At 71.3% G+C, this 25,897-nt stretch carries 24 protein-coding genes; 6 read left to right on the forward strand and 18 right to left on the reverse strand.

Going from position 1 to position 25,897, the window contains the following annotated elements; genetic code table 11:
- Window positions 1–84 precede the first annotated feature (84 nt).
- From OG462_RS28895 to OG462_RS28960, 14 genes are all read right to left on the reverse strand, one after another.
- Window positions 85–1,068, reverse strand: coding sequence for a LuxR C-terminal-related transcriptional regulator (locus OG462_RS28895; protein ID WP_406062002.1), 984 nt, complete (start codon window positions 1,066–1,068; stop codon window positions 85–87).
- A gap of 90 nt (window positions 1,069–1,158) precedes the next feature.
- Window positions 1,159–3,093, reverse strand: coding sequence for an MMPL family transporter (locus OG462_RS28900; RefSeq protein ID WP_406062004.1), 1,935 nt, complete (start codon window positions 3,091–3,093; stop codon window positions 1,159–1,161).
- Complete coding sequence (locus tag OG462_RS28905; protein ID WP_406062006.1) at window positions 3,083–4,048, reverse strand: aldo/keto reductase; 966 nt, start codon at window positions 4,046–4,048, stop codon at window positions 3,083–3,085. Before OG462_RS28905 ends, OG462_RS28900 begins: the two co-directional genes overlap by 11 nt.
- The gene (locus tag OG462_RS28910) at window positions 4,048–5,094 is read right to left on the reverse strand and encodes an endonuclease/exonuclease/phosphatase family protein (RefSeq protein WP_406062008.1); all 1,047 of its coding nucleotides are present in this window, start codon (window positions 5,092–5,094) and stop codon (window positions 4,048–4,050) included. Before OG462_RS28910 ends, OG462_RS28905 begins: the two co-directional genes overlap by 1 nt.
- Window positions 5,091–6,209: an endonuclease/exonuclease/phosphatase family protein gene (locus OG462_RS28915; protein WP_406062010.1), complete on the reverse strand. Its 1,119-nt coding sequence runs from the start codon at window positions 6,207–6,209 to the stop codon at window positions 5,091–5,093. The genes OG462_RS28910 and OG462_RS28915 overlap by 4 nt, the downstream gene beginning before the upstream one ends.
- Window positions 6,202–7,266: a glycosyltransferase gene (locus tag OG462_RS28920; RefSeq protein ID WP_406062012.1), complete on the reverse strand. Its 1,065-nt coding sequence runs from the start codon at window positions 7,264–7,266 to the stop codon at window positions 6,202–6,204. Before OG462_RS28920 ends, OG462_RS28915 begins: the two co-directional genes overlap by 8 nt.
- 12 nt (window positions 7,267–7,278) lie before the next feature.
- Window positions 7,279–8,346 carry an NAD-dependent epimerase/dehydratase family protein gene (locus OG462_RS28925; RefSeq protein ID WP_406062013.1) on the reverse strand — a complete coding sequence of 356 codons (1,068 nt, stop codon included), beginning with the start codon at window positions 8,344–8,346 and terminating at the stop codon, window positions 7,279–7,281.
- Window positions 8,340–9,770 (reverse strand): aspartate aminotransferase family protein, encoded by a 1,431-nt coding sequence (locus OG462_RS28930; protein ID WP_406062014.1) that lies wholly within the window; start codon window positions 9,768–9,770, stop codon window positions 8,340–8,342. Before OG462_RS28930 ends, OG462_RS28925 begins: the two co-directional genes overlap by 7 nt.
- 2 nt (window positions 9,771–9,772) lie before the next feature.
- The gene (locus tag OG462_RS28935; RefSeq protein WP_406062016.1) at window positions 9,773–10,768 is read right to left on the reverse strand and encodes a lysylphosphatidylglycerol synthase domain-containing protein; all 996 of its coding nucleotides are present in this window, start codon (window positions 10,766–10,768) and stop codon (window positions 9,773–9,775) included.
- Window positions 10,769–10,776: 8 nt separating this feature from the next.
- Window positions 10,777–11,739 (reverse strand): UbiA prenyltransferase family protein, encoded by a 963-nt coding sequence (locus OG462_RS28940; RefSeq protein ID WP_406062018.1) that lies wholly within the window; start codon window positions 11,737–11,739, stop codon window positions 10,777–10,779.
- A 46-nt stretch (window positions 11,740–11,785) separates the two neighbouring features.
- The gene (locus OG462_RS28945) at window positions 11,786–12,859 is read right to left on the reverse strand and encodes a glycosyltransferase family 2 protein (protein ID WP_406062019.1); all 1,074 of its coding nucleotides are present in this window, start codon (window positions 12,857–12,859) and stop codon (window positions 11,786–11,788) included.
- A 74-nt stretch (window positions 12,860–12,933) separates the two neighbouring features.
- Window positions 12,934–13,212 carry a hypothetical protein gene (locus tag OG462_RS28950; protein WP_406062020.1) on the reverse strand — a complete coding sequence of 93 codons (279 nt, stop codon included), beginning with the start codon at window positions 13,210–13,212 and terminating at the stop codon, window positions 12,934–12,936.
- A gap of 26 nt (window positions 13,213–13,238) precedes the next feature.
- A complete protein-coding gene (locus OG462_RS28955) occupies window positions 13,239–13,445 on the reverse strand; it encodes a hypothetical protein (protein WP_406062022.1) in 207 nt (68 codons plus the stop codon).
- A 416-nt stretch (window positions 13,446–13,861) separates the two neighbouring features.
- Window positions 13,862–14,626: a GntR family transcriptional regulator gene (locus tag OG462_RS28960; RefSeq protein WP_266900895.1), complete on the reverse strand. Its 765-nt coding sequence runs from the start codon at window positions 14,624–14,626 to the stop codon at window positions 13,862–13,864.
- A gap of 285 nt (window positions 14,627–14,911) precedes the next feature.
- Between OG462_RS28960 and OG462_RS28965 the strand changes: the two genes are divergently transcribed.
- The 4 genes from OG462_RS28965 (at window position 14,912) to OG462_RS28980 (ending at window position 19,756) form a co-directional block, all read left to right on the forward strand.
- Window positions 14,912–16,207: an extracellular solute-binding protein gene (locus OG462_RS28965; RefSeq protein ID WP_406062024.1), complete on the forward strand. Its 1,296-nt coding sequence runs from the start codon at window positions 14,912–14,914 to the stop codon at window positions 16,205–16,207.
- Window positions 16,208–16,337: 130 nt separating this feature from the next.
- Window positions 16,338–17,360, forward strand: a complete 1,023-nt coding sequence (locus OG462_RS28970; RefSeq protein WP_406062026.1) for a carbohydrate ABC transporter permease — start codon at window positions 16,338–16,340, stop codon at window positions 17,358–17,360.
- Window positions 17,357–18,223 carry a carbohydrate ABC transporter permease gene (locus OG462_RS28975; RefSeq protein ID WP_406062028.1) on the forward strand — a complete coding sequence of 289 codons (867 nt, stop codon included), beginning with the start codon at window positions 17,357–17,359 and terminating at the stop codon, window positions 18,221–18,223. The genes OG462_RS28970 and OG462_RS28975 overlap by 4 nt, the downstream gene beginning before the upstream one ends.
- A gap of 9 nt (window positions 18,224–18,232) precedes the next feature.
- On the forward strand, window positions 18,233–19,756 hold the full coding sequence (locus OG462_RS28980; RefSeq protein ID WP_406062030.1) for a glycoside hydrolase family 3 protein: 1,524 nt from the start codon (window positions 18,233–18,235) through the stop codon (window positions 19,754–19,756).
- A gap of 100 nt (window positions 19,757–19,856) precedes the next feature.
- Here the strand turns inward: OG462_RS28980 and nagB are convergent, their stop codons facing one another.
- On the reverse strand, window positions 19,857–20,642 hold the full coding sequence (gene nagB, locus OG462_RS28985) for a glucosamine-6-phosphate deaminase (RefSeq protein ID WP_406062032.1): 786 nt from the start codon (window positions 20,640–20,642) through the stop codon (window positions 19,857–19,859).
- Between the two features lie 181 nt (window positions 20,643–20,823).
- Window positions 20,824–21,612 carry an SDR family oxidoreductase gene (locus OG462_RS28990; RefSeq protein ID WP_406062034.1) on the reverse strand — a complete coding sequence of 263 codons (789 nt, stop codon included), beginning with the start codon at window positions 21,610–21,612 and terminating at the stop codon, window positions 20,824–20,826.
- A gap of 83 nt (window positions 21,613–21,695) precedes the next feature.
- Between OG462_RS28990 and OG462_RS28995 the strand changes: the two genes are divergently transcribed.
- Window positions 21,696–22,298 (forward strand): TetR/AcrR family transcriptional regulator, encoded by a 603-nt coding sequence (locus tag OG462_RS28995; RefSeq protein ID WP_406062036.1) that lies wholly within the window; start codon window positions 21,696–21,698, stop codon window positions 22,296–22,298.
- A gap of 365 nt (window positions 22,299–22,663) precedes the next feature.
- Window positions 22,664–24,130, forward strand: coding sequence for a sensor histidine kinase (locus OG462_RS29000; RefSeq protein WP_406062038.1), 1,467 nt, complete (start codon window positions 22,664–22,666; stop codon window positions 24,128–24,130).
- 171 nt (window positions 24,131–24,301) lie between these two features.
- Here the strand turns inward: OG462_RS29000 and OG462_RS29005 are convergent, their stop codons facing one another.
- The gene (locus tag OG462_RS29005) at window positions 24,302–24,559 is read right to left on the reverse strand and encodes a WhiB family transcriptional regulator (RefSeq protein WP_003953983.1); all 258 of its coding nucleotides are present in this window, start codon (window positions 24,557–24,559) and stop codon (window positions 24,302–24,304) included.
- A gap of 309 nt (window positions 24,560–24,868) precedes the next feature.
- Window positions 24,869–25,837: a diacylglycerol/lipid kinase family protein gene (locus tag OG462_RS29010; RefSeq protein WP_406062040.1), complete on the reverse strand. Its 969-nt coding sequence runs from the start codon at window positions 25,835–25,837 to the stop codon at window positions 24,869–24,871.
- Window positions 25,838–25,897 lie beyond the last annotated feature (60 nt).

Consider the following 25,897-nt stretch of genomic DNA (forward strand, 5'->3'; position numbering starts at 1 on the left):
GGTTCCGCTCCATGGAACCCCCGTCCGCATAACGGATGGGACTACGTCAGCTGCCGTCGTGGGAGCGGTCCCCCGGTGCGGCCTTCAGAGCCACCCCTCCTTGGCGGCCCGCACCCCCGCCTCGAACCGGCTGCGCGCGCCGAGCCGGTTCATCAGGTCCGAGCTCATCCGGCGTACGGTCCGCAGGGAGATCCCGAGCCGCCGGGCGGCGATGTCGTCCGTGCAGCCGATGCCGAGCAGCATGAGCAACTCCCGCTCCTGCGGGGAGAGGTCGTGCTCGTCGCGGCGCGGGGTCTCGCCGAAGGGGGTGCCCGCGTCCCACAGGCGGTCGAAGAGCACCACGAGCGCGTGCACCAGTCCGGGACTGCGGACTTCGAGCGCGCCGGCGCGCCCGTCCTCCGGGTCGACGGGGACGAGCGCGGCCTCCCGGTCGACGATCACCATGAGCATCGGCACCACGGGCACGGTCCGCGCCTCGCCGCCGAGATCGCAGTACCAGCGCACGTATTCGACGGTCGGCGGGTCGTTGCGGAAGCTCTCCTGGTAGATCGACCGGATCTTCACGCCCCGTTCCAGGGCGAGTTGGTCGAGCGGCTGGCTCGCGTCCATCGTGTCGGGGAGCTGCGCCCCGCCCGGGAGCAGCGAGAGGCACTCGGTGCGGGCGTTCGCGGCCAGGTCCTCCAGGCGTTCGCGAACGTTGTCGAGGCCGGTGATGCGGTCCACGAGGTCGTGCCGGACGCCCGGCTCGGGGTGGTCCGCGTACGAGGCGAGGATCCCGGCCACGGCCCGGCCCGCTTGCTCGACCTGGCGTTTCCGCTTGCTCAGCTCGGCCTCGGCGCGGGAGAGGAGGAAGGAGAATCCGACGTCCGGGTTGAAGGGCTCGACCTCGCCCGAGGAGTCGTTCATCAGGACGAGCTTGAGGTCCGCGAGGCAGGCGAGCGCCTCGCGGACCTCGGACTCGGGGCGGCCCAGGTGGGCCGCCATCTCCGTCACGTCGTACTCGGGTCGCTCCAGGAGCAAGCGGTAGACGGCCTCCGTCGACTCCTTTATGCCGAGCGCCTCCAGCATCCGGTATCTCCCCCTCGTCACGTTCCGTCGCGCGATCGCCCCGTATTCGTGATCGCGGTCGTCGATGCTAGGCGGGAAAGCCATCTAGGTCTAGACCAATTGGAATGAACTCCGAGGTACGGGACGCGTGGGGGACGCCGACGGTACGCGGTCCCGGCCGGCCAGTGCGTCGAGGACCGCCGCCATCGCGAACCCCGAGACGAGCAGCGCCAGTTCGACCTGTGGACCGATCCCGGCCGCGAGCACCGCGAGCGCGCCGACGCCGGCCGCCACGGGTCCCGCCCAGGACGGGCCGCCCGCCGCCGAGGCCACCGAGCGGTCGAGGGACACGCAGAAGGCGAAGGCACCCACGACCAGAGGGACCCAGCCCGTGACGGCTCCGGCGTCGGGCGGGCCCCACTGCCACAGGACGGTGAGCGCGCCGGCCGAGGCGGCGGAGGCGAGGAGGGCGCGGAGCACGGCACGCGCGGCCGCGCCCGCCGCGGTGAGGGCGGTGAGAACCCCGAAGGCGGCCAGGGCGGCTGCCGGGACGGCGTAGGGGAGGAGCGTGTAGACGCCGTCCACGAGGTCGCGGTCGACCACTCCGGAACCGCCGACGGGGGTGGGACTCGTCCCCTCGGCGAGTGCCGACCGCAGGGCGGTCACCGTCGCCGCCCCCGCCGCCGTCATCGGTTCCTCCTCCGGTACGACCACGACCACGGCCGAACCTTCGCGACGCCACTCGCCCGCCGCCGGCGCGGCCGCGAGCAGCACCCCCGGGACCCGGGACGCCCGCGCGGCCACGGCTTCGGCGTCCGTGCCCTCGGGGACCAGGACCTCCAACGGGTTCAGGACCCCCGACGGCACCCCGGCCGCCGTGAGCCGGTCGAGGCCGTCGCGGGCGGGGCCGCTCGCCACCAGGGCGTGGGCCTCCGGATTGCCCACGCGCAGCTGCGTGGCCGCGCCGGCGAGCAGGACGAGGAGGGACAGGCCGACGGCCGCCGGGACCGGGCGGAGCCGCCACCCGACCCGTACCGACGCGGTCCGTGCCGACGTGGCCCGTGTCGCGGTCCCTGTCGCCGTCGCCGTCGCGCGGAGCACCGGCGTCAGGGTCAGCGCAGCCGCCGTGCCCACCGCCCACACCGCGAGCCCCGCGATCCCCACCGAGCGCAGGAACGCGGCCGGGAAGAGCGCCAGGACCCCGCAGGCCGCCGCTCCCGCCGCACCGGCCGCCACCGCCGACCGGGCGGCGGTCTCCGGCGGCTGCGCCCAGCGGTGCACCGCGAGCACCAGCGCCGTGACCGGCACCAGATAGACCACGATGAAGCTGATCTCGGTGAACCCGGCCACCGCCTCCACCAGGACCAGCGCCCCCACCGAGGTCACCCCGGCGAGCAGCAGCGGCGCCGGGGCCCCGAGCGGCGAGCGGAACGCCAGGACCAGCAGCAGGAGCAGCCCGAGCCCGCAGGCAGCCTTCGCCGCGAGGGCCACCGTGCCCGGCCCCGCCACCGCGCTGTCGTGCTGGAGCGGGAGCACGCCGGTCACCTCGACCCGGGCCTCCGGCAGCGCCGACCGGAGCCCCGCGTGCAGGGTGCCCGCCGCCTCCTCGACGGCCGTGAGCCCCGCGAGGTCGGGCTTTCCGGCGCCCGGGTAGACCAGCGCGTACGCGGTCCGGCCGTCCGCCCCGAGGAACCCCTCGTCGCCCGTGCCCGCGTACGAGACCGTCCGCGTGCCCGGGCCCGCCGCCCGCTCGACCGCGGCCGCGAACCGCCCGGCGGCGCCCGGGGCGCGTACGTCCGTGGCGGCGGGCCAGGTCGCGACGGCGACCAGCGGGGCGACGGCGGCCCCGTTCCCGTACCGCTGCTGGATCGCCTGGTTCGCACGGTGGCCGGGCCCGCCGGACGCGGTGAACGACTGGTCGAGCCGGCCGAGGCCCAGCACCGCCACCGCGCCGCCGAGCACCAGCACGAGCAGCCAGGCCACCCCGACGGCCACGCGATGGCGCAGCGCGAACTCCTGTATCCGTGCGACCTGTTCAGTCGACATCGTCGAGCCGCTTCCTCAGCTCCGCGTCCAGACGCAGCCCCACCGCGTCGAGCGTCTCGTCCAGCTGCGCCGTCGAACTCGCCCCGATGACCGGGAGTACGGGCAGCTCGCCGCCCAACGCCCAGGCCAGGACGACCTGGTTGGCGGTCACGCCCAGCTCCGCCGCGACCTCCGCGAGCACCTTCAGGCGCCGCTCAGAGCCCTCGTGCCGGTACTGCTCCGGTACCTCCTTGCCCGGATCGGTGTACGCCCCCGTCAGCTGGGTCGTGTACGCGGTGAACGTCAGCTCCGGACGCGTCCCCAGATAGTCGAGCAGCTCCTCCGAGGCGTGCGGGTTCACCCCGAACTCGGCGCCGGGGCGCGGTCGCAGATACGTGTACCGCTGCTGCACGGCCGCGTAGTCCGGCACCCCGGCGGCGACCGCCGCGCCCCGCGACTCCTCGATCCGCCAGGCCGCGAAGTTGGAGCAGCCGGCCCGGCCGATCTTCCCCGTGTCCTCCAGCTCACCGAAGGCGCCCATGGTCTCCGCGACCGGCGTCCTGCGGTCGTCGATGTGGGCGTAGTAGAGATCGATCCGGTCCGTGCCCAGGTTCCGCAGGCTCTCCTCCACCTGGCGGCGCAGCACCGGGGCCGACAGCCCCTCCGCGCACTCCGGCCAGGCCGAACCGGGCGGGTCGGGCAGCGCGCCGACCTTCGTGGCGAGCACGATCTCGTCCCGGACGCCCCGGCTGCGCAGCCAGCGGCCGATGAGCAGCTCGCTCTCGGCGCCGGTCGCGCCCGGCTCCCAGAAGGCGTAGGTGTTGGCGGTGTCGATGAAGGTGCCGCCGGCCTCGTGGAAGCGGTCGAGGACGGCGAAGGCGGCGGCCTCGTCGATCCGGGTGCCGAACGGCAGGGTGCCCAGGCACAGGGTGCTCACGCGGGGGCCCTCGGGGCCGCCCAGGTTGGTGTACTCCATCAGTTCTTCCCTCTGTCTCGAAGGTGGGGGGTGGTCACGGTCAGTTCCTGGACCAGGTGGTCCGACAGGCCCTCCGCGTCGCGGAAGCGGTACGAGCCGACCCGGGCGCCGCCGCCGGTGAACGCCCAGTCGATCCGCCAGAGCCGCAGCCGCGCACGGGCGTTCCAACTGGCGGGACAGAGCGAGCGGCAGGCCCCGATCGCGTCGCGCAGCGAGCCGTGCGTCCGGCGCATCCGGCGCATCCGGCGGATGTCCCCGATGGCCGCGCTGGTGTTGAAGTCCCCGGTCACCAGGACCGGGTGCGGGTTGTCCCGGAGGTCGTCGACGAGCGCCGTGTACTCCCGGTCGCGGGCGGCGGCCCGGCGCCGCATGTCCCGGAGGAAGGCCGGGCGCAGCGGGTTCATCACGGTCAGCTGGACGGGGATGTGCACGTTGTACGTGGACAGGATCCCGTCGCCGATCCGCAGGTCCACCCGGAGCGAGCAGGCGCCGACCGGCACGGGCGGGCCGGTGGGCGGGAACCGGGACAGCGTCACGGAGTTGTTGTCGACGGCGAGGTGGTGGCCGGGGAACGCGGCCCGGATCCGCTCCTCGTCGTCGATGTCCCAGACCTCGCCGCCCTCGAAGCCGTTCAGGTACTCCTGGAGGACGTACACATCGGCCGCGAGGGAGCGCAGGAAGGCGTAGAAGCGGTCCGGGTCGCCGCCCTGGTTCCAGTGCTGGGTGTTCCAGGACACGAGCCGCAGCCCGTCACCGGCGCCACCGGCGGCATCCCCGCCACCGGCGCCACCGGCGCGGTGGAGGAGCGCCCGTGGGTTGATCCCGTTCTGCGACCAGCCCGCGAGCAGGCAGCCCGCGGCGAGCGCCCCGGCCGCCCACCCGCCGGTGACCGCGGCCGCGGCGAGCAGGGCGAGCGGGACGGCGGCGAAGGCCGGCGGCGGCAGCAGGGAGACCGCGAGCCAGGGCCACCAGCGCCCGTTCAGCGCGAGGTGCAGGGCGAGGAACACCGCCCAGACCAGGGCGCAGTACAGCAGCACGTCGTTCACCCGTTCCCCGGCAGGGACACCCACAGGTCCTGCACCGCGTGGTCCGAGAGCTTCTCCGGCTCGTTGAACTCGTACCGCTCGGCCTTCGCCCCGTTCCCGGTGAACGCCCAGTCGGTCCGCCAGAAGGGCTTCCAGCCGCCCTCCTCCCAGCTCGTGGGGTACGGGTCGGTGCTCACGTCCGCCGCGTCGTCGAGGCGCTCCCGCAGCGGGTCGAGGTCGGACATCGCGGCCGTCGCGTTGAAGTCACCGGCCACGACGACCGGGTTGTGGTTGGCCGCGAGGTCGGCCTCCAGCCCGGCGTACTGGGCCCGGCGCGGGGCGAACCGTTCCCGCATGTGGCGGTAGAAGGCGGCGGAGAGCAGCCCGTCCGGCATGCTGTTCCACACCGGCATGTGCACGTTGTAGAACGAGACCGTCCGGCCCCTGACCTGTACATCCGTCCGCAGCACCTTGTTCTCCCGGTACTCGGTCTGCCAGTCCGCGCCCGGCGCCAGGTCGCCGGCCGGGCCCACGGCCGGCTGCCGCAGGATCGGGAAGCGGGAGAGCGTCACCAGCTCGCCCCGGACCGCGACCTGGTAGCCGGGGAACTCCCGGCGCAGCCGCGCCAGGTCGTCGATCGGCAGCCTGACCTTGCGGTCGGCGCTCACGTGCTGGTACTCGTGCAGCAGATAGACGTCCGCGTCCTTCGCCTTCAGGAAGGCGTAGAAGTGGTCCTGGGTACCGAGCAGTTGGTTCCACGAGTTGGTGTTCCAGGCGAAGACCCGCACGGAGTCCGGGCCGGGCCCCGGCTCCGAGCGCCACAGCGCCGCCGGATCGAAGCCCGACTGCCCGAAACCCACGATCAGCGCGAGTGCGGCCGCCGCGAGGCTCCGCCACCGGGCGGCGCCCCGGGCCAGCGGGGCCAGGGCGGCGAGCAGCAGCGGGACCACGGCGAAGGCGGCCGGCGGGACGATACCCACCAGATGCCCGAGCCAGATCCGGCCGTCCGCCGCCCACTCGACGAGCAGGAGGACGAGCCAGGCGAGGGCCGCGCCCAGGACGAGCCGGTTCAGGCGGTGCCGGGCGGGGGCGCCCCGTACGGCCACGGTCTCCGCCGGCGCGAGCGTGTCAGCCACGGGAGGCGCCCACGGTCACCGGCGCCGCGTCGGGCCGGGGCTGCGGGTCGTACAGGTGCCGGAACCGCTTCGAGCACAGCCACTGCGCGCCCGCGACCCCGATCGCCACGAACACCGTCAGGTTCACCAGGAAGTTGACGGCCACGAAGTACCCGAGGAACAGCCGCCCCCGGTGCTGCCGCACCACCCGGTACATGTCCAGATCGCCCCACACGCCGAGGACGAACAGGGCGAGCGGCAGCAGCGCCCACACCGCCCCCCACAGCAGCGGCGCGGCGAGCGCGGCCACCGTCAGGGGCGCGGCGAGGCTCGCCCCGGCGCGCGGGCCCGTGACGAAGCCGCCCTGGAGGGCCCGGCGGCTCAGGATGAGCGGCACGGCGAGCCGGGCGCGCGCGAAGACCTTGTCGAGGACGATCCGCACGGTGTCGTCGTGGTCGTGCCGGCCGCGCACCTCCAGGGAGCTGAGGACCGTGTACCGCTCGGAGATGCGCCGCCCGTAGTCCTGGTCCTCGGTGTGCCGCAGGATCGGGTTGAACGGCCCCACCTCGTCGAAGACCTGCCGGGACAGGGCCAGGATCGCGGTGTGGACGGTGTCGATGACCCCCTCGGACTTCAGCAGCAGGTAGTACTGCTGGAGCGAGCGGTACTCCTCGACGAGGCTGTCGCGGATGAGCGGCTCCGGCTCGTAGGTGCCGCAGATCGCCCCGTACCCCTGTCCGGAGCCGAGCAGTTCGACCGACTTGGCGACGGCGTCGGGGTGCATGGCCACGTCGGAGTCGAGGAAGACCAGGATCTCGCCCGAGGACTGTGCGGCGCCGAGGTTGCGGGCGACCGCGACCCCGCTGTTGACGCCGGTGGAGACCACCCGGGCGCCGGCCGCGGCGGCGATCGCGGCGGAGTCGTCGGTGGAGCAGTCGTCGACGACGAGGACCTCGACGTTCGGATACGTCTGGGCGAGGGCGGCCTCGACGCACAGGCCGATCGAGCGGCCGTAGTTGTAGTTGGGGACGATGACGGAGACCAGGGGATGCCGGTCGCCGGAGACGCTGGGGGACATGGTCGGGCTCTCCTAGAAAAGGACCTTGGCGAGGGAGAGGGCTCCCTGCCGCCACGGTTCGACACTGGTGACGCCCTCGCTCTTCTTCGCGGGGCGGGCGCCGGCGGGGTGCGCGGCGGCGGTGCGCTGCTGCTCGCGCCACCAGGCGAAGGTGCGCAGGATCGCGTCCTGGTTGGAGTGGTTCGGCCGGAAGCCCAGGACGTCCCGTGCCTTGTCGGTGGAGACGAAGCTGTCGTCGAGGAGCTTGTGCAGCAGGCGGCCGTAGACCGGGGAGAGCCCGGAGCGCTGGAGCAGGCTGAGCGCGGCGAGCGCCGGCTTCGCGGGCATCGAGCGCACCCGCTTGCCGTGTCCGGCGGCGTCCAGGACGGCCTGGAAGTCCTCGCGTATCGTGCCGAACGAGGTGGCCCCCAGGTTGAACGTGTCGTCGGCCGTCTCGGCGGGCGCGTCCATCGCGGTCACGACCGCGTCGACGAGGTCGTCCACGTCGAACATCTGGATACGGACGTCGCCCCGGCCCAGGACCGGGAAGTTCCGGCCCTCCTCGGCCCACTCGAAGAGCATCGCGAACAGGCCCATCCGGCCCGGCCCGAGGAAGGTCTTGGGCCGCAGGATCGGTACGCACATCTCCCGGCCCCGGAAGCGCTCGGCGACCTCCTCGGCCTCCGCCTTGGCGGCGCTGTACGTGTCGACGGGCTCGCGCGGGTACTCCTCCGGCGTGGGCACCACCTTCGGCAGGCCGTACACGGCGGTCGAGGAGATGTGCACGACCCGGGGCACGGCGTTCGCCTCGGCGGCCGTCAGGACCGCCTCCGTCCCGCCGACGATCACCGAGCGGATCATGTCGGCCGGGTAGCTGGGCAGGGCGGCGGCGCAGTGCACCACCACGTCCGCGTCCGCCGTGACCCGCTTCATCGTGACCGCGTCCCGGACGTCCGAGACGGTGTGCGTCAGGTTCTCGTGCTCCGTACGCGGGGCCCGCAGGTCCACACAGTGCACCTGGCGGCCGTCGCCGAGCAGTCGGTCGATCAGGGTCGAACCGAGCATGCCGGCACCGCCGGTCACCACAATGCGCTCTACCACAGCGACGACACCTTCTCCTTGACGAAACGGGTGAGCAGACGGGGCAGACCCTGGGCCAGGGTCTTGTCGAGGCAGTCCAGGAAGAACTCGACCTCGTGCGGCTCGGCGACCAGCGAGGGGGCGACCATCAGCGGGTTGTCGCCGTTGAGCGTGTAGTACGTGTAGATGCCGTGGTCCCGGTAGAGGGCGTTGACCACCGACGAGGTGATGAGCTTGGTGCGGAAGCGCGGGTCCTTCGTCATCGCGCCCGGCACCAGCTTCGTCACCAGCTCCAGGATCTTCGGGCCCTTGTGCAGGAACACACCGTGCAGCGCGCCGTGCCCGCGGACCTCGGCGACCACGTCCGGGTACTCCTTGGCGATCCGTTCGAGACCGGGGGCGAGGATCCGCTCGATGTCCCGGGCGCGGGCCGGATAGTCGTCCTCGACGGCCACGTTGACGGCTTCGATGGCGGTGACCGCCTCCTCGCCGAAGCCGTAGTAGGTGGTGGACGTCGACTGGAGGAGGGCGTCCGTGAGGTTGTCGTAGGCCTTGCGGAAGATCGGCTCACGGGCGACGAACGCGGAGATGGAGGACTTGCCGCCGCCGAAGGACTTGGAGGTGGTGAGGATGTCGGGGACCAGACCCTCGTACCGCATGAAGTGGAAGAGGGTGCCCGTCTTGCCCCAGCCGGTGTAGATCTCGTCGAAGAGCAGCACGATCTTCTCGGCGGTGCACAACTCCCGCAGCCCGCGCAGGAATTCCTCCGAGCACTCGTTCATCGTCGACGCCGACAGCGGCTCGATGAGGATCGCGTAGACGTCCGACTCACCCTTGTCGGTACGGAGTTCGGCGACGAGCTTCCGGACCGAGTCCAGGTCCCCGTACCGGAAGATCTCCACGCCGGGGATGCCCGGGAACTGGAACCCGGACTGGTTCTGGCCGGTCAGGCTGCCCGAGCCGAGCAGCTTGCCGTGGAAGGAGATGTCGGACCGCAGCACCCGGGAGCGCCGGCCGCCGTGGTACTTGTACGCCAGCTTGACCGCGCCCTCGACCGCCTCCGCACCGGAGTTGGGGAAGAACGACATGTTCAGGTCGCCGGGCAGGAGCTCCGCGAGGTTGTGGCCGAGGGCGGCGACGTACGGCGAGAAGTAGGTCTTGTGGACCTCCATGCTCCTGCGCTCCTGGAAGCGCTGCCGGGCGGCGAGGATCCGGGGGTGGTTGTGGCCGTGGTTGAGGACCCCGACACCACCGGTGAAGTCGAGCACCCGACGGCCGTCGCGCTGGGTGATCCAGACGCCCTCGGCGCTCTCGACGAGCTCCTGGCCGAAGCCGAAGGAGGTCATCAGGGAGACCTGGCTCTTGTTGACGTGGTCCTTGTACAGGCCGTGGACCTGCTTCGTCGTCAGCGACTCGCAGTCGTCGACGGAGTACAGCGGGGGCATGGTCAGTCCTTTGCGGGGGTCGGGAGGGTGGGGGGAGCCGAACGGCGGGGGAGGGTCAGGAGGAGGGCGGCGCCTCCGACGAGGACCTCGCTGAGCGTGCAGACCACCCGGCTGGCGACGGCGACGGCGGTCGCCTCCTGCCAGGGCAGTACGGCGGTCAGCGCCAGGAGCAGCAGTGCCTCGCGGGCGCCCCAGCCGTCCGGCAGCACCACCACGAGGCTGGCGGCGGCGGTGGCCAGGGCGAAGCCGCCCACGCAGACCGGCAGCGCGGTCAGCGGCGGGGCGCCGAGCATCACGGCGAGCGCCCACAGGTGCAGCCCACCGACCGCCCAGGAGGCGGTGGCGGAGGCCAGGGCCCGGCGCATGCCCCGGTCGCTCGCCCGGGTGGCGGGCACCTGCCGGCGGGCGAGCCGGGCGGCGAACGCGGCCAGCTGGTGCAGCAGTCCGGGCCGTACGGCCCAGGCGAGGGTGACCGCGCCCGGCAGGACCAGCCACCAGGCCTCGGCGCCGAGCGTCCAGGGCGCGGCGAGCGGGCCGACGGCGAGACCGGTGAGGACGGCCACGATCAGGTTGAGCAGGAAGACGGCGAGCACGACCGGCGCGGACACCCCCGCCGCACCGCCCATCCTCAGCTGGGCGAGGACGCCCCAGACGGCCCCCGGCACGTACTTGCCGAGGTAGGAGGTGAAGTAGATCCGGGTGGCGGTCCTGCCCGGCACCCCGGGGCCCAGGTCGGCGAGGAGGGTCCGCCAGGTGGCCATGGAGAGGAGGACGGCGAGGGCGTTGGCGGCCAGCGCCGCGAGGAGGTAGGGAACGGAGTCGGGCCGCAGGACGAGGGCGGCGAGCTCGCCGGCCCGGCCGTACAGGGCGAAGCCGATACCGGTGACGACGGCGATCGGGAAGAGGACGGGGAGGGCGCGGCGGAGGCGGCCGCGCGGGGGCTTGGGCTCGGTGACGGTCCCCGCGGTCGGTGGGGCGGCAGGGGCGGTGGTGGTCATGACCGGCCTCAGGATCCGAGGTGGCTGAGCGGCCACGCACCGGCCAGCAGCGCCGACCAGAGCAGGGCGTTGGCGACGGTCATCCGGTCGCTGAACAGCGCCCGTGAGGGGTTGCCGCCACCCGCGTCGACGACGAGCAGCTGCAGGTAGCGGGCAAGCCCGAACAGCGCGAACGGGGCGGTGAGCACCGCGACCAGCGGCGCGTGCGGGCCGAAGACCGGACTGTCCTGCACCTGCAGGACGTAGCTGACCGCCGTGAGCACCGCGGTGAAGGCGAGCAGCTGGTCGAGGAAGCCGAGGGTGTAGCCGCGCAGCGCGGGCCGGTGCAGCACCCCGCCGACCGCCATCTCGTGGCGCCGCTTGCCCAGGATCAGTAGCAGACAGAGGGAGAAGACACAGAGGGTGAGCCAGCTCGGCACCGGGTTCCCCGAGGCCAGGCAGCCCTGCGCCAGCCGCAGGACGAAACCGAGGGCGACGATGAAGACGTCGAGCAGCGGGACGTGCTTGAGCCCCTTGCTGTACGCGGCGTTGAGCGCGACGTACGCGGCGACCGGCCACCAGTCGACGAGCGATGCCGTCCCGGTGAGGACCGTCAGACCGACCGTCGCCGCGAGGAGGACGGCGAGGGCGGCGGCGAAGGAGACGGCGGTCGCGACGCCGATCCGCCCGGCGGCGATCGGCCGGTGCCGCTTCTCCGGGTGGCGGCGGTCCCGGTCCCGGTCGCCGATGTCGTTGACCAGGTAGATCAGCGCGGACGCGAGGGTGAAGACGCCGATCGCGGCCAGGGCCCCGCCGAGCGCGGCACCGTCGAGGTGGGGCGCGCCGAGCAGACCGAGGGGGACGACGACCAGGTTCTTCGTCCACTGTCCCGGGCGGACGAGGGAGGTGAGGTCGGCGAGCCGACTGGGAGGGCGGGAGGCCGGCGGGCGGGCCGTCGGCGCCTCTCGGCCGGTGAGCGTGGGCGTGGCCATGAACGGACTCCTGGGGGGATGGGGCGTACGGGAGTGGGCGCGGCGGTCATCCGATGGAGGTGGTGGAGGTGGTGGGGGAAGCCGCGGCGGTGGCGGTGACTTCGGGACGGTCTCCCGGGACCTGCTCTCCGCGACGGCGCACGCTGGGCCCGAAGTCCGGCTCGGTGAGCCAGCGGACGGTGCCGCGGGCCGCGCCGAGCACGATCGCCTGGTGCAGCACGAAGTGGACGGCGGTGAAGTAGAGGAGGAAGCCGGGACCGCGGGTCCGGAGCGCGAACCGGCTCAGACCCGGATCGGCGCAGGCGAAGAGCAGTGCGCACAGCGCGGGGACGAGCAGCAGCCACGGGGTGAGCAGGCCGAGGAGCAGCGTGGGGAGAGTGAGCGCGGCGGCGAGGACGCCGAGCGGCCGGTTGGCGGTGAGACCGCCCTCCCGCAGCTGCCCGAGCGCCGCGATGAGCAGCTGCGAACGCCGGTACTGCTCCCGGAGCATCGCTCCGAGCCGGTCGACGTCGTCGTGCCGGCCGCGGATCGCCTCGGTCATCAGGATCCGGTGGGTCCGGACGAGCCGGCCGCTGTACTCGACGTCCTCGGAGTCCCGGAGGTTCTCGTCGAAGGGGCCGGTCGCCTCGAAGACCTCCTTGCGGATCGCGCCGAGGGCGAAGAAGGCGGTACGGACCTCGCCGACGGCGCGGCGGCGCCAGAAGTGGGCGTGCAGGGCGTGGTAGCGCTCCACGGGCCCGTCGTCGAAGAGGGGTTCGGGGTCGAGCACCCCGTGGACACAGCCGAGACCCGGGTCGTCCCGGAGCAGGTCGGCGGCGTTCGCGAGGGCCTCCGGGTGGAGGGCCGTGTCCGAGTCGAGGAAGAAGAGGATCTCGCCGCGGGCGGCGGCGGCGCCGAGGTTCCGGGCGGCCGACACCCCGCTGTTGCGGGGGTTGGCGATCAGGACGACGTCGAACTCCCGGGCGATGTCCCGGGACCTGTCGGTGCTGGCGTCGTCGACGACGATGACGTCGAGCGGGGCGTGGGTCTGGGCGAAGACCGAGGTCAGACAGGCGTGGAGGGTCTTCTCGTAGTTGTAGTTGGGGATGATGACGGACACGCTGGGACGGGCCCTGGGCATGGGGGTTCCTTGGAAGGGCGGTCAGGGGTTTCGGCGTGGGGGATTCGGTGTGGAGCGCGGCGTGTGGGGGCGCTTCAGAGCAGCCGGAAGTCCGCGATGCGGTGGCGGGAGAGCTCGGGGGAGTGGCCGAGGAGGCGCCGGCAGAGCAGCAGCGCGTGGCCGACGGCCTCGATCTCGTCAGGGCCCCGGATGTACAGGGCGAGACGGACCGACCGGTCGAGAACCAGCGCCCGTGCGGACTCGAAACGGTCCTGCGGACGGGCGACGCGGTGCAGCGTCTCGACGAGGAGTGCGGCGGACGGGGCCGGTGGGGGGTCGGTGTCCGGTGCGGGTTCGTCGTCCGATGCCCTCATCGAGATGCCGATGAGGTAGATGACGATCAGCCCCAGGAGAAGCCGTCGTCGCCGTTGGTGGTCTGCGCGGCCGCGGCCGGCGCACCGTCGGCGGTGGCGACCGCCGCGGCTCCCGCGGACGCCGGCTCCGCCGCCAGGACGAGGGTCAGCGCGGCCGCGGCGGGGACGAGCAGGGCGAGGGCGGGGCGGACCTGAACACGGGCGAAAGCGGCGAAACGGGCGGCGCTGAGCATGGCGGAACTGCCTTCCTGGCGAGACGGGCGGGGAATGTCGGGGGCGGGTCTCCCTGCGTCGCTCCCGGACTCTCCCGGGCGGCTCCGACAGGTCCAAGACTGGCCCGCCGGGGATGCCGTGTCACCGGAGAACGGCTGGCGCCAAGTGCGTGGCCGTTAGGAGCCAGTCCGTACGTACGGCCGCCGCGCGCCGCTCATCAGGGGGTTTCCGGGAGGCGTCACGTTCCTGCCAGGCGGAAGGTGCCGGGCGGCCGTCATCTCCCCGTACGGCCTCCGGATCTCGCCTTACGGCCTCGGCATCCCCCGTACGGCCTCCGCATCCCTCCGTACCGCCTCCGGATCCCTGCGTGCGGCCTCCGGAGACGCCGAACGGCCGCACCCGGTGGGGTGCGGCCGTTCGTGTCGTACGGAAGGGCTCAGCCGTTGGGGCGCTTCAGTCGCGCCACGAACTTGTACCGGTCGCCGCGGTAGACCGACCGCACCCACTCGACCGGCTCGCCCTGGGCGTCCAGCGAGTGGCGGGAGAGCATCAGCATCGGCAGACCCACGTCCGTGCCGAGCAGTCCGGCCTCGCGCGGGGTGGCCAGGGAGGTCTCGATGGTCTCCTCGGCCTCGGCGAGGTGCACGTCGTACACCTCGGCGAGGGCGGTGTACAACGAGGTGTACTTCACCAGCGAGCGACGCAGCGCGGGGAAGCGCTTCGCGGACAGATGGGTGGTTTCGATCGCCATCGGCTCGCCGCTCGCCAGGCGCAGTCGCTCGATGCGCAGCACCCGTCCGCCGGCCGAGATGTCGAGCAGTCCGGCGAGCGTGTCGTCGGCGGTGACGTAACCGATGTCGAGGAGCTGCGAGGTCGGTTCGAGACCCTGGGCGCGCATGTCCTCCGTGTAGGAGGTGAGTTGCAGGGCCTGGGAGACCTTGGGCTTGGCCACGAAGGTGCCCTTGCCCTGGATGCGCTCCAGGCGACCCTCGACGACCAGCTCCTGGAGGGCCTGGCGCACGGTGGTGCGCGAGGTGTCGAACTCGGCGGCGAGTGTCCGCTCCGGCGGGACCGGCGTGCCGGGCGGCAGGGTCTCCGTCATGTCGAGCAAATGCCGCTTCAGTCGGTAGTACTTGGGCACGCGCGCGGTACGGGTGGGTGCCCCACCTTCCGTCTCCGTGCTGCCCGCGTCCGTGGCCATTGCCTGCCTTCCCGACTCCTGTGCTGCTGCCGTCACCGGCTCCTCCGTCTGTCGCGGCTCACATGGTGGCACGGACCGGTCACGGGTCGTCGCCCTCCCTCAGGTGTCGGTCCGATAACGGACGCGACTGCCCTTCTTATACACCCTTGACACCCCTAAAGGTCTAGGCCAAGCTCCGGGTACTGGTCTAAACCATTAAAGACCAGGTCCCAGCCCCACGAGCACTACCTGACGTATGTCTTCGCGCGGTGGGCAGGGGTTGCAGGCATCCCTGAGGAGGGTGGCGTGAAGCGCAAGCTCATCGCGGCAATCGGTGTCGCAGGCATGATGGTCTCTATCGCTGCGTGCGGTTCCGACAGTGACAAGGGTAAGGACGGCGCCAAGGCGTCGGCCGGGGGCGACAAGACTCTGACCGTCTGGGTCATGGACGGTTCCGCGCCGGACGCGTGGATGGCCGAGGTGAACAAGGCCTTCGAGGCCAAGCACCCGGGCGTCAAGGTCAAGGTCGAGAAGCAGATCTGGAACGGCATCCAGGAGAAGGTCACCACCGCCCTCTCCGAGGACACCCCGCCGGACGTCCTGGAGCTCGGCAACACGCAGACCGCGGGCTACGCCGACACCGGCGGCCTCGCCGACCTGTCCGGCGACAAGGCCACGCTGGGCTACGACGCCTGGAACAAGGGCATGGTCGCGTCCAACGAGCTGGACGGCAAGCTGTACTCGGCCCCGTGGTACGCCGCCAACCGTGTCGTCGTCTACGACAAGGCCGCCTTCAAGAAGGCCGGTGTCACCCCGCCGAAGACCCGCGCCGAGTGGATCGACGGTCTGAAGAAGCTCAAGGCCTCCGACCCGAAGTCGCAGGCGATCTACCTGCCGGGTCAGTCCTGGTACGTGCTCGCCGGTCTCATCTGGGACGAGGGCAGCGACCTGGCGGTCAAGGACGGCGACAAGTGGAAGGGCAACCTGTCCTCCCCCGAGGCCGTCAACGCCGTGAACTTCTACAAGGAGCTGGCGTCCTACTCGACCGCTCCGAAGGACAAGGACGAGGCGACCCCGCAGCAGTCCACCGACATCGTCCCCAAGGGCGGCGTGTCGTCCTGGATCGGTCTCGGCTGGGAGGCCGGCGGCGCGATCGACGCCATGAAGAAGACCGGCAAGACCGCCGACTTCGGCTACTTCCCGATCCCGGGCAAGACCGCCGACAAGCCGGGCTCCGTCTTCCTCGGCGGCTCCAACCTCGCCATCGCCGAGCGCTCCAAGAACAAGGACCTCGCGAAGGAGTGGCTGGCCCTCGCCGCCGGCAAGGAGTACATGACGAAGTACGCGACCGCCACCGAGGGCGCGCTGCTTCCCAACACCGACGCCGCGCAGTTCAAGCCGGCCGCGGGCTCCTTCGCCGAGGCCATGGCCGCGTCGTCCGCCTCCGGCAAGGTCACCCCGGTCACCCCGGGCTGGGCGAACGTCGAGACCGCCCCGAACCCGATCAAGGACTACATGACCAAGGTCCTGAAGGGTGAGGACGCCAAGGCGGCCGGCGAGGCGGCCGACAAGGTCATCAACGAGCGCATCAACCAGCAGTAATCCGTAGCCCGAGGGTGCGGCCGGTATCGCACCGGCCGCACCACCGGCGCTTCAAGAGTGATCAGCGGCCCGCTCCCCCGGGCCGCGCCCCGGTGGGCGCGGGAGCCCCAGAACCGCGAGGAATAAGACCATGACCGTGGACTCCCAGGGGACGGCGACCGCCGGTCCTCAGGACGCGCCCGGGAGGGCGGCAGGGAAGTCTCAGACTCCGCCATCCCCTTCGGGCCCGAAGGAAGTCCTTCAGCCTTCGCGTGGCAGACGTTCCCTGCCCGGCGGGCTGCTGCCGTACCTGCTCGTCGCGCCGGCCCTGCTGTCCATGGCGGTGCTGCTGCTCTACCCGCTGATCCGCAATGTGATCCTCTCCTTCCAGCAGATCAACCGGAGGGAGTTCATCACCCGCGAGTCGGTCTGGATCGGCTTCGACAACTACACCGATCTCCTCGGTGACCCGGACTTCTGGACCGTCGTCGTCCGAAGCGTCGTCTTCACGGCCGTCAACGTCGCCCTCATCATGGCGATCGGTACGGGCATAGGCCTGCTGCTCAACCGCCTCGGCAAGAAGATGCGACTGGTCCTCTCGCTGGCCCTGATGTTCGCCTGGGCCATGCCGATCGTCGCCTCCGTCACCGTCTTCCGCTGGCTCTTCGACGAGCAGTTCGGAGTCGTGAACTGGCTGATGCGCACGCTGGGCTTCTCCGGCTACGAGCAGCACAACTGGTTCGAGACCGGCTTCTCCGCCCTGGTCATCATCCTGATCCTGCTCGTCTGGGGCTCCGTCCCGTTCGTCGCCCTCAACATGTACGCCGCCCTGACGACCGTCGGGTCCGAGCTGTACGAGGCCGCCAAGATGGACGGCGCCAGCGGCTGGCGGACCTTCTGGTCCGTGGTCTTCCCGAACCTGAAGTCCTTCTTCCTGATCACCACGTTCCTGGAGATCATCTGGATCTTCAAGGCGTTCGCGCAGGTCTACGCGATGAACCTGGGCGGCCCCGACCGCGGTTCCGAGACCCTTCCGGTCTTCGCCTACATCGAGGGTGTCGGCCAGTTCCACTACGGTGTCGCCGCCGCCATCTCCATCCTGACGATCGTGATGCTCATCGCGGTCATGTCCTTCTACTTCCGCCTGATCCTGAAGCAGGAGGAGGAGCTGTGAGCACCACCACCCAGACTCCGCAGAAGCTGCGCACCAGGAAGCCGCTCACGGTCGGCACGGTCGCCAAGAACGTCAGCGCCCTCGTGCTCGCGGTGGTGTTCGTCTTCCCCGTCTACTGGATGTTCTCGTCCTCGCTGAAGCCGCAGCACGAGATCATGACGAAGGACCCGGTCTTCGTCTTCACCCCGACGCTGGAGAACTACACGACGGCGACCGGTGTCGACCTCTTCTGGACGTACGTCACCAACAGCCTCACGGTCACCATCGGCGCCGTGCTCCTGGCCCTCGTCGTCGCCCTGGCCGCGAGCTTCGCGATCGCCCGCATGAGGTTCAAGGGCCGCAAGGGCATCGTCCTCGTCGTGATGCTGGCGCAGATGGCCCCCTGGGAGGTCATGGTCATCGCGATGTACATGATCTCCCGTGAGAACGACATGCTGAACAGCATTCCGATGCTCACGCTCGTCTACTTCGTGATGGTCCTCCCCTTCACGATCTGGACCCTGCGCGGCTTCATCGCCGCCGTCCCGGTCGAGCTGGAGGAGGCCGCGCAGATCGACGGCTGCACGCGGGGCCAGGCGTTCCGCAAGGTGATCTTCCCGCTGCTCGCCCCCGGCCTGATGTCGACCTCGCTCTTCGGCTTCATCACCGCCTGGAACGAGTTCGCCATGATCCTCATGCTGAACAAGGACAAGGAGTCGCAGACGCTGACGCTCTGGCTGACCCAGTTCCAGACCGCGTTCGGCAGCGACTGGGGCGCCACCATGGCCGCCTCCACGCTCTTCTCGCTCCCCGTGCTCATCGTCTTCCTCTTCCTCCAGCGCAAGGCCGTCGGCGGCATGACCGCCGGCGCGGTGAAGGGATAAGGGCTCCCCATGACCACACTCGTACACGGCACGGACACCCTGACCCGTGACGCGCTCACGGTGCTCCAGCCGGGCTTCGTCGGCACCACCGCACCCGACTGGCTGCTCCGCCGCATCGGCGAGGGCCTGTCGTCGGTCGGCCTGTTCGGCCGGAACATCGTCAGCCCCGAGCAGCTCACCGCGCTCACCGCGCAGCTGAGGGCCGAGCGGGACGACGTCCTCGTCGCCATCGACGAGGAGGGGGGTGACGTCACCCGCCTGGAGGTCAAGCAGGGTTCGTCGTTCCCCGGCAACTACGCCCTCGGCAGCGTCGACGACGTCGAGCTCACCCGGGCCGTGGCCCGCGAACTCGGCCGCCGGCTCGCGGCCTGCGGCGTCGACCTCAACTGGGCGCCGTCCGCCGACGTCAACTCCAACGCCGAGAACCCGGTCATCGGCGTCCGGTCCTTCGGGCCGGACCCGGACCTGGTCGCCCGGCACACCGTGGCGTACGTCGACGGCCTCCAGGGCGTCGGGGTCGCGGCCTGCACCAAGCACTTCCCCGGACACGGCGACACGAACGTGGACTCCCACGACGCGCTGCCCCGGATCGATGTGGACCTCGCCACACTGCACACCCGTGAGCTGGTGCCTTTCCGCGCCGCCGTCGCCGCGGGTACCAAAGCGGTCATGAGCGCGCATATCCTGCTCTCCGCGCTCGACCCGAACCGTCCGGCCACCCTGAGCCCGCAGATCCTCACCGGTCTGCTGCGCCAGGAGCTGGGCTTCGAGGGGCTGATCGTCACCGACGGCATGGAGATGCAGGCCGTCGCGGCGACGTACGGCATCGAGCGCGGATCCGTCCTCGCCATCGCCGCGGGCGCCGACGCCATCTGCGTCGGCGGCGGGCTGTGCGACGAGGACACCGTGCTGCAGCTGCGCGACGCGCTCGTCAACGCGGTACGGACCGGTGAACTGCCCGAGGAGCGGCTGGCCGACGCCGCGGCGCGCGTGCGCGCCCTGGCGGCCTGGACCCAGGCGCACCGGGCCAGGGGGGCTGGATCGGTGTCGGGCGCGGCAGTGCAGGAGGGGACCGCGCCCGGCACCGACATCGGACTCGTCGCCGCCCGCCGGGCCCTGAAGGTGACCCGGGGGGAGCGGCCGTACACCCCGATGACCAGCGCTCCCTACGTGGCCTCCTTCACCCCCGTCGCGAACTTCGCGGTCGGCGAGGAGACCCCCTGGGGCATCGCCGCCGAGCTGGAGCGGCTGCTGCCCGGCACGGAGACCGGCTCGTACGCCGACTCCTCCGTGGACGCCGTCCTCGCCGCCGCGGGGGAGCGGCGGATCGTGGCGGTCGTACGTGACGCCCACCGGCACGCGTGGATGACCGGGGCCCTGGACGCCCTGGTCGCGGCCCGCCCCGACACCGTCGTGGTCGAGATGGGCCTCAACGAGGCGGAGCCCCGCGGGGCCCTGCACATCGCCACGCACGGCGCGGCCCGGGTCTGCGGCCGCGCGGCCGCCGAGGCCGTCGCCGGAACCGGCGCCTGACCAGCGCCTCCGGCACACGTCGTACGGGAAGGCCGTACACGAAGGGGCCCGGCACCTGAACAGGTGCCGGGCCCCTTCGTGTACGGGGATTCCGGGCGGTTCAGATGCCCTGCCAGGCGGGCTTGTTCGCGAAGGTGTGACGGAAGTAGTCCGCGAGCTTCAGCTTGGAGGCGGCGGCCTCGTCCACCACGACCGTGGCGTGCGGGTGCAGCTGTAGCGCGGAGGCCGGCACGAGCGCCGCCACGGGGCCCTCGACGGTCTGCGCCACGGCCTCGGCCTTGCCCTCGCCGGTGGCGAGCAGCACCAGGTGACGGGCCTCCAGGATGGTGCCGATGCCCTGGGTGATGACGTGGTGCGGCACCTGCTCGATGTCGTTGTCGAAGAAGCGGGCGTTGTCCACGCGGGTCTGCTCGGTCAGCGTCTTGATCCGGGTGCGGGAAGCGAGCGAGGAGCACGGCTCGTTGAAGCCGATGTGCCCGTCGGTGCCGATGCCGAGGATCTGCAGGTCCACGCCACCGGCCTCGGCGAGCGCCGTGTCGTAGGCCTCGCAGGCCGCCAGGACGTCCTCGGCGGAGCCGTCGGGGCCCATGAAGGCCTCCGGGGAGAGCCCGAGCGGCTCGACGACCTGGCGGAGCACGGTGGAGCGGTACGACTCGGGGTGGCCCGAGGGCAGGCCGACGTACTCGTCCAGCTGGGCGATCCGGGCCCGCGAGGCGTCCACGGAGCCGGCTCCGACCTGGGCGATCAGGGCGTCGTAGATGGGCAGCGGAGTCGAGCCGGTGGCCACGCCGAGCAGCGCGTCGGGCTTGCGGCGCAGGAGGTCGGCGATGCCGTCCGCGATGAGCTCGCCGCCCGCCTTGGCGTCCTTGACGATGACAACTTCCACGCTGTGCCTGCCGATCTGGTGAGGGGCTGGTGAGGAGCCATGTGGTATAGACCAATCAAGCCAAATCTAGCAGAGGAGGGGCCTTCCCCTCATGCCGTTCCAGCTCCCGGACGCACCCGCCGCCTCCATCGTCGGCCGCCCGTCTCCCACCAGCCACTCGAACCCCTCCGCGCCCTGACCGTCAGGCGATGGAGCCTCCCGTCGCGTCGATCCACTGCCCGGTCACCCAGCGCCCGTCGTGCGAGGCCAGGAAGGCCACCACATCGGCTATGTCCTCCGGGGTGCCGACCTTGCCCAGGGCCGACATCGCCGCCGCTCCCGCCCAGGCCTCGTCGTTCCCCCGCAGCCAGCCCGCGTTGATGTCCGTGTCCACGATGCCCGGTGCCACCGCGTTGACCGTGATCCCGCGCGAGCCCAGCACCTTCGACAGATAGCGGGTGAACACGTCGAGCGCGCTCTTCGACATCGCGTAGGCCACCAGGTCCGGCATCACCGCCGCGTGCGAGAGGCCGGTCGAGACGTTCACGATCCGGCCCCCGTCGCGCAGCCGCTCCGCGCCGAGCTGGGCGAGGAAGAACGGCGCCTTGGTGTTGACGGCGAAGATCCGCTCGTACTCCTCCGTGCCGATCGTCGCGAACGGCGCCGAGGTCCCGATCCCCGCGTTGTTCACCAGGATGTCCAGGCCTTCCGCATGGGCGTCGAACGCGGCCCAGAGCGCCTCCGCGTCCCCCGGGACCCCCAGCTCCTGCCCGATCGCGAAGGCCTCGCCGCCGGCGGCCTCGATCGCCGCGACCGTCTCCTTCGCCGCCGCCTCGTTGCTCCCGTAGTGCACGGCGACCCGCGCCCCGTCCCGGCCGAGCCGCTCGGCGATGCCCCGCCCGATGCCCCGGCTGCCGCCCGTCACCAACGCCGTCTTCCCGGCCAGCTTCCCGGCCGGCTTCCCCGTGGTCCTGCTTTCGAGCACGCCCATGACGACGCCCCCCTCATTTCTGTAGCGGTCGCTATGGAAAGACCGTACCCCACTTCCGTAGCAGTCGCTATAGAATTCACTCCATGGTGACGACACAGCGCGGCCGCCCCCGCTCCTTCGACCGGCTCACGGCCCTGGAGAAGGCCACGATGGCCTTCTGGGAGCACGGCTACGAGACGACGTCCGTCGCCGACCTCACCCGCGCCATGGGCATCAGCGCCCCCAGCCTCTACGCCGCCTTCGGCGACAAGAAGACGCTGTTCGAGGAGGTCGTCGAGGCCTACGCCGGCTCTTACGGCGCGTACGGCGGCCGGGCCTTCGAGGAGGAGGCGACCGCCCGCGGCGCCATCGGCCGGGTCCTGAGCGAGGCCGCCGAACTCTTCACGGAGCCCGGCCACCCCCGCGGCTGCCTGATGATCTCCGCCGCGATCAACTGCTCGACCCCCGAGGTCGAGGAGGCCCTGAGAGCGCGCAGGAATCGCAATCTGGCGTCCTTCGAGGCCCGGATACGCCAGGACGTCGAGTCGGGCGAGCTGCCTGCCGACACCGACGCCCGGGCCCTCGCCCGCTTCAGCGGCGCCGTTCTCCAGGGCATGTCCCAGCAGGCCCGCGACGGGGCGACGGCGGAGGAGCTGGCGGCCGTGGCCGCGACGGCGATGCTGGCCTGGCCGCCGGAGCGTTCGTGATGCCGGCCCGGCCGCAGGAGGGCTCGTAGGGGGTCCGGCCCCGGAAACACCCGCGGGCCGCGGCGCCTGGCGGGACCCTCAGCCCGCCCGGCACCGCAGCCCGGAGTTTTGCTCCGGCCGGGGGTGTGCGGTCCCTCGGCCGTGTGGGAGGTCTCGACGCAGTCAGGGCAGAGAGCGTCGGGTACCTCGTTCCATCCTCCTGTGCGGGGAGGATGGAGGTCTATTGCATTCATTGTGGACTAGACCATTCTCGTCTGTCCATCCACAGGAACGCGGTCCTTCCTGGCCCATCCTCCAGCACGCAGCCCCGGAGATCCAGGTTCACCGCCCCTTTATTCCGCGGGTACGCTCGCACCGTGCCCTCCATGAACGACCTCGTGCGCCAGCACACCGCCCTGAGCGACTCGGACCTCGAGTGGCTCCACCTGCTGGTGTCGGAGTGGCAGCTGCTCTCCGACCTCTCCTTCGCCGACCTCGTCCTCTGGGTCCCGACCCTCGACGGCACGCGGTACGTCTCCGTCGCCCAGATGCGGCCGAACACCGGCCCCACCTCCTACCAGGACGACATGATCGGCCACCTCGTGCCGCGCGGTCGCCGCCCGCTGCTCGACGCCGCGCTCGACGAGGGCAGGATCGTCCGCGAGGGCGACCCGGAGTGGCGCGAGGAGGTCCCGGTACGGGTCGAGTCGATCCCCGTCCGCCGCGAGGGCCGGGTCCTCGGCGTCATCGCCCGCAACACCAACCTGCTGACCGTCCGCACCCCCTCCCGACTGGAGCTCACCTACCTCCAGTCGGCCTCCGACCTCGCCCAGATGATCGCCGCCGGGAGCTTCCCCTTCCCCGGCGAGCAGGTCGACATGGACTCCTCGCCCCGCGCCGGCGACGGACTCGTCCGCCTGGACGCCGAGGGCATCGTCCAGTACGCCTCGCCCAACGCCCTCTCCGCGTACCACCGGCTCGGCCTCGCCGCCGACCTCGTCGGCCAGCACCTCGGCCAGATCACCGCCGAACTCGCCCCCTCCCGAGGACCGGTGGACGAGGCCCTGGTCACGCTGGCCTCCGGTTACGCGCCGCGCGAGTTCGAGGTCGAGGGCAACGGCGGTGTGATCCAGCTCCGGGCGATCCCGCTCAAGCCCAAGGGCACCCGCATCGGTTCGCTCGTCCTGCTCCGGGACGTCACCGAACTGCGCCGCCGCGAGCGCGAGTTGATCACCAAGGACGCCACCATCCGGGAGATCCACCACCGGGTGAAGAACAACCTCCAGACGGTGGCCGCCCTGTTGCGCCTCCAGGCCCGCCGGATGGACTCGGACCGCGGCCGTGAGGCCCTCAACGAGGCCGTGCGGCGCGTCGGTTCGATCGCGATCGTCCATGAGACGCTGTCCCAGAACCTGGACGAGCGGGTGGAGTTCGACGAGATCGCCGACCGCGTGATCGCGATGGTCGCCGAGATCTCCCCGGGCAAGGTGACCTGCCGGCGCAACGGCCGCTTCGGCATTCTCGATGCCGAGGTCGCGACACCGCTCTCCATGGTCCTCACCGAGATTCTCCAGAACGCCCTGGAGCACGCGTTCGCCCCGGGCGACGAGGGCGCCGTCGAGGTCACCGCCGTACGTGGCGAGCCCAGGCCCGACGCCCGACTCCTGATCACGATCCAGGACGACGGCTGCGGTCTGCCCGAAGGCTTCGACCCGCAGCGGGCCGGCAACCTCGGTCTGCAGATCGTACGGACCCTGGTGGAAGGGGAGTTGGGCGGATCCTTCGACATGTTGCCGGGCGCCGAGCGCGGTACGAAGGTGGTCCTCGACATCCCCGTACAGCCGCAGAAGTAGGTCGTCGGGTCGGCGCTCCTCCGGAAACGGGGGAGCGCACAGCAGCGAGCCCCGGACCGAAGGAGTCGGTCCGGGGCTCGAATGCTGTGGGTTACTGCTGCGCGCTGCGGCTCAAGGGCGGTGATTGCATACGCGATGTATGCGCCGCCGGCCTCAGGCTGTCGGTGGGCGTCAGGCGCTGGCGTTACGCGCCCGGTTGCGAGCGGCACGGCGCTTCATCGCGCGGCGCTCGTCCTCGCTGAGGCCACCCCAGACGCCGGAGTCCTGGCCGGACTCGAGCGCCCACTGCAGGCACTGCTCCATGACGGGGCAGCGGCGGCAGACGGCCTTGGCTTCCTCGATCTGCAGCAGCGCAGGACCGGTGTTGCCGATGGGGAAGAACAGCTCCGGGTCTTCCTCACGACAAACGGCGTTGTGACGCCAGTCCATGGCTGCTACCTCTCTTGGTATGACTGCTTGTGAATGTGAACGCTTTCACGAATCCCCCCGCAAGGGAAGGGCCGACTGCCAGATGAACTGGTGTGGTCCTAAGACTGAGGAGGGGTTCTGGCTCTCAGTGGAGGCCGGTGTTGCGGGCCGTCCCGATCGCCAAGAAGAGACTCGCAAACCTCGGCATCGGATACAACCCCTTCCGGAAAGTTTTTTTTGATTCCTCGGTGTCGGCTAGGTCACAGCCGTACTTCTAAGGGGTGGATGCGCGCCTAAACGTTCGAGTGAAAGGACTTTGGGCCCTTCCACTCACACAATCACACGCAGTGCACGGCGTACGCCTGTGAACGTCACGCTCGTACGCAGTCCCAGGTGGTCTCCGTCCATCTGCAGGGGGAGGGGGACCTTCGAATGCAAGGTGAAGTCGGTCAGGTCGTGCAGGGTTGTGGCGTGCTTGCCGCGTGGCCCACGTTCCGGGGTCGAGGTGAGCAGCTGGGTGGCATAGCGGGCCACCGCCGGGGTGGAGAGACGGCGCAGTCCGAGCACGTCGAGCGCTGTTTCGAAGGAGGCCTCCGGGGACGCGTACACCGGACGATTGCCCAGGTAGGTCCAGGGGGAGGTGTTGCAGATTATGGAGAGGACGAGGTCCTCGACCGGCTCGGCGCCGGGGCGCTCCAGGGTGATCGTGCCGTGCCGGCGGTTCGGTTCCTCGAGGAACTGGCGTACCACCTGGCGCAGATAGAGGGCGTGCGTGGATCTCTTCCCGCGCTCCCGCTGTTGTTCGACCCGGCCGATGACGCTCGCGTCGAAACCGAGACCGGCGCAGAAGGTGAACCAGCGGGAAGGGACGGATTCGTCCTCCGTGCCCGGCGTTCCCGAGGCGAGACCGAGGCTCACCGTGCGTGCCCGCCGCTCACGCAACGCGTCGAGCAGGGCGCCGGTCGCCTCCACGGCGTCGTTCGGCAGCCCGAGGGCACGGGCGAACACGTTCGTCGATCCGCCGGGGACGACCGCGAGGCCCGGAAGCCGCTCGGGATCGGGCCCGCCGTGCAGCAGTCCGTTGACGACCTCGTTCACCGTGCCGTCGCCGCCCAGGGCAACGACGAGGTCGATGGTGCCGGAGTCCGCGGCCCGTCGGCCCAGGTCCCGCGCGTGCCCGCGGTACTCGGTGGTGACCGCCTCCAGCTTCATCTCGCTCGCGAGCGCGTGGATGAGCACGTCACGGGTGCGGGCACTGGTGGTGGTGGCTGCCGGATTGACCACGAGAAGTGCGCGCATGAGCGCCAGGGTACCTACCCGGCGGTACCGGGCCCAGTCCAGCCCGATCCCTGGACGTCC

This window comes from Streptomyces sp. NBC_01077 (assembly GCF_045162855.1).
Lineage (GTDB): Bacteria > Actinomycetota > Actinomycetes > Streptomycetales > Streptomycetaceae > Streptomyces.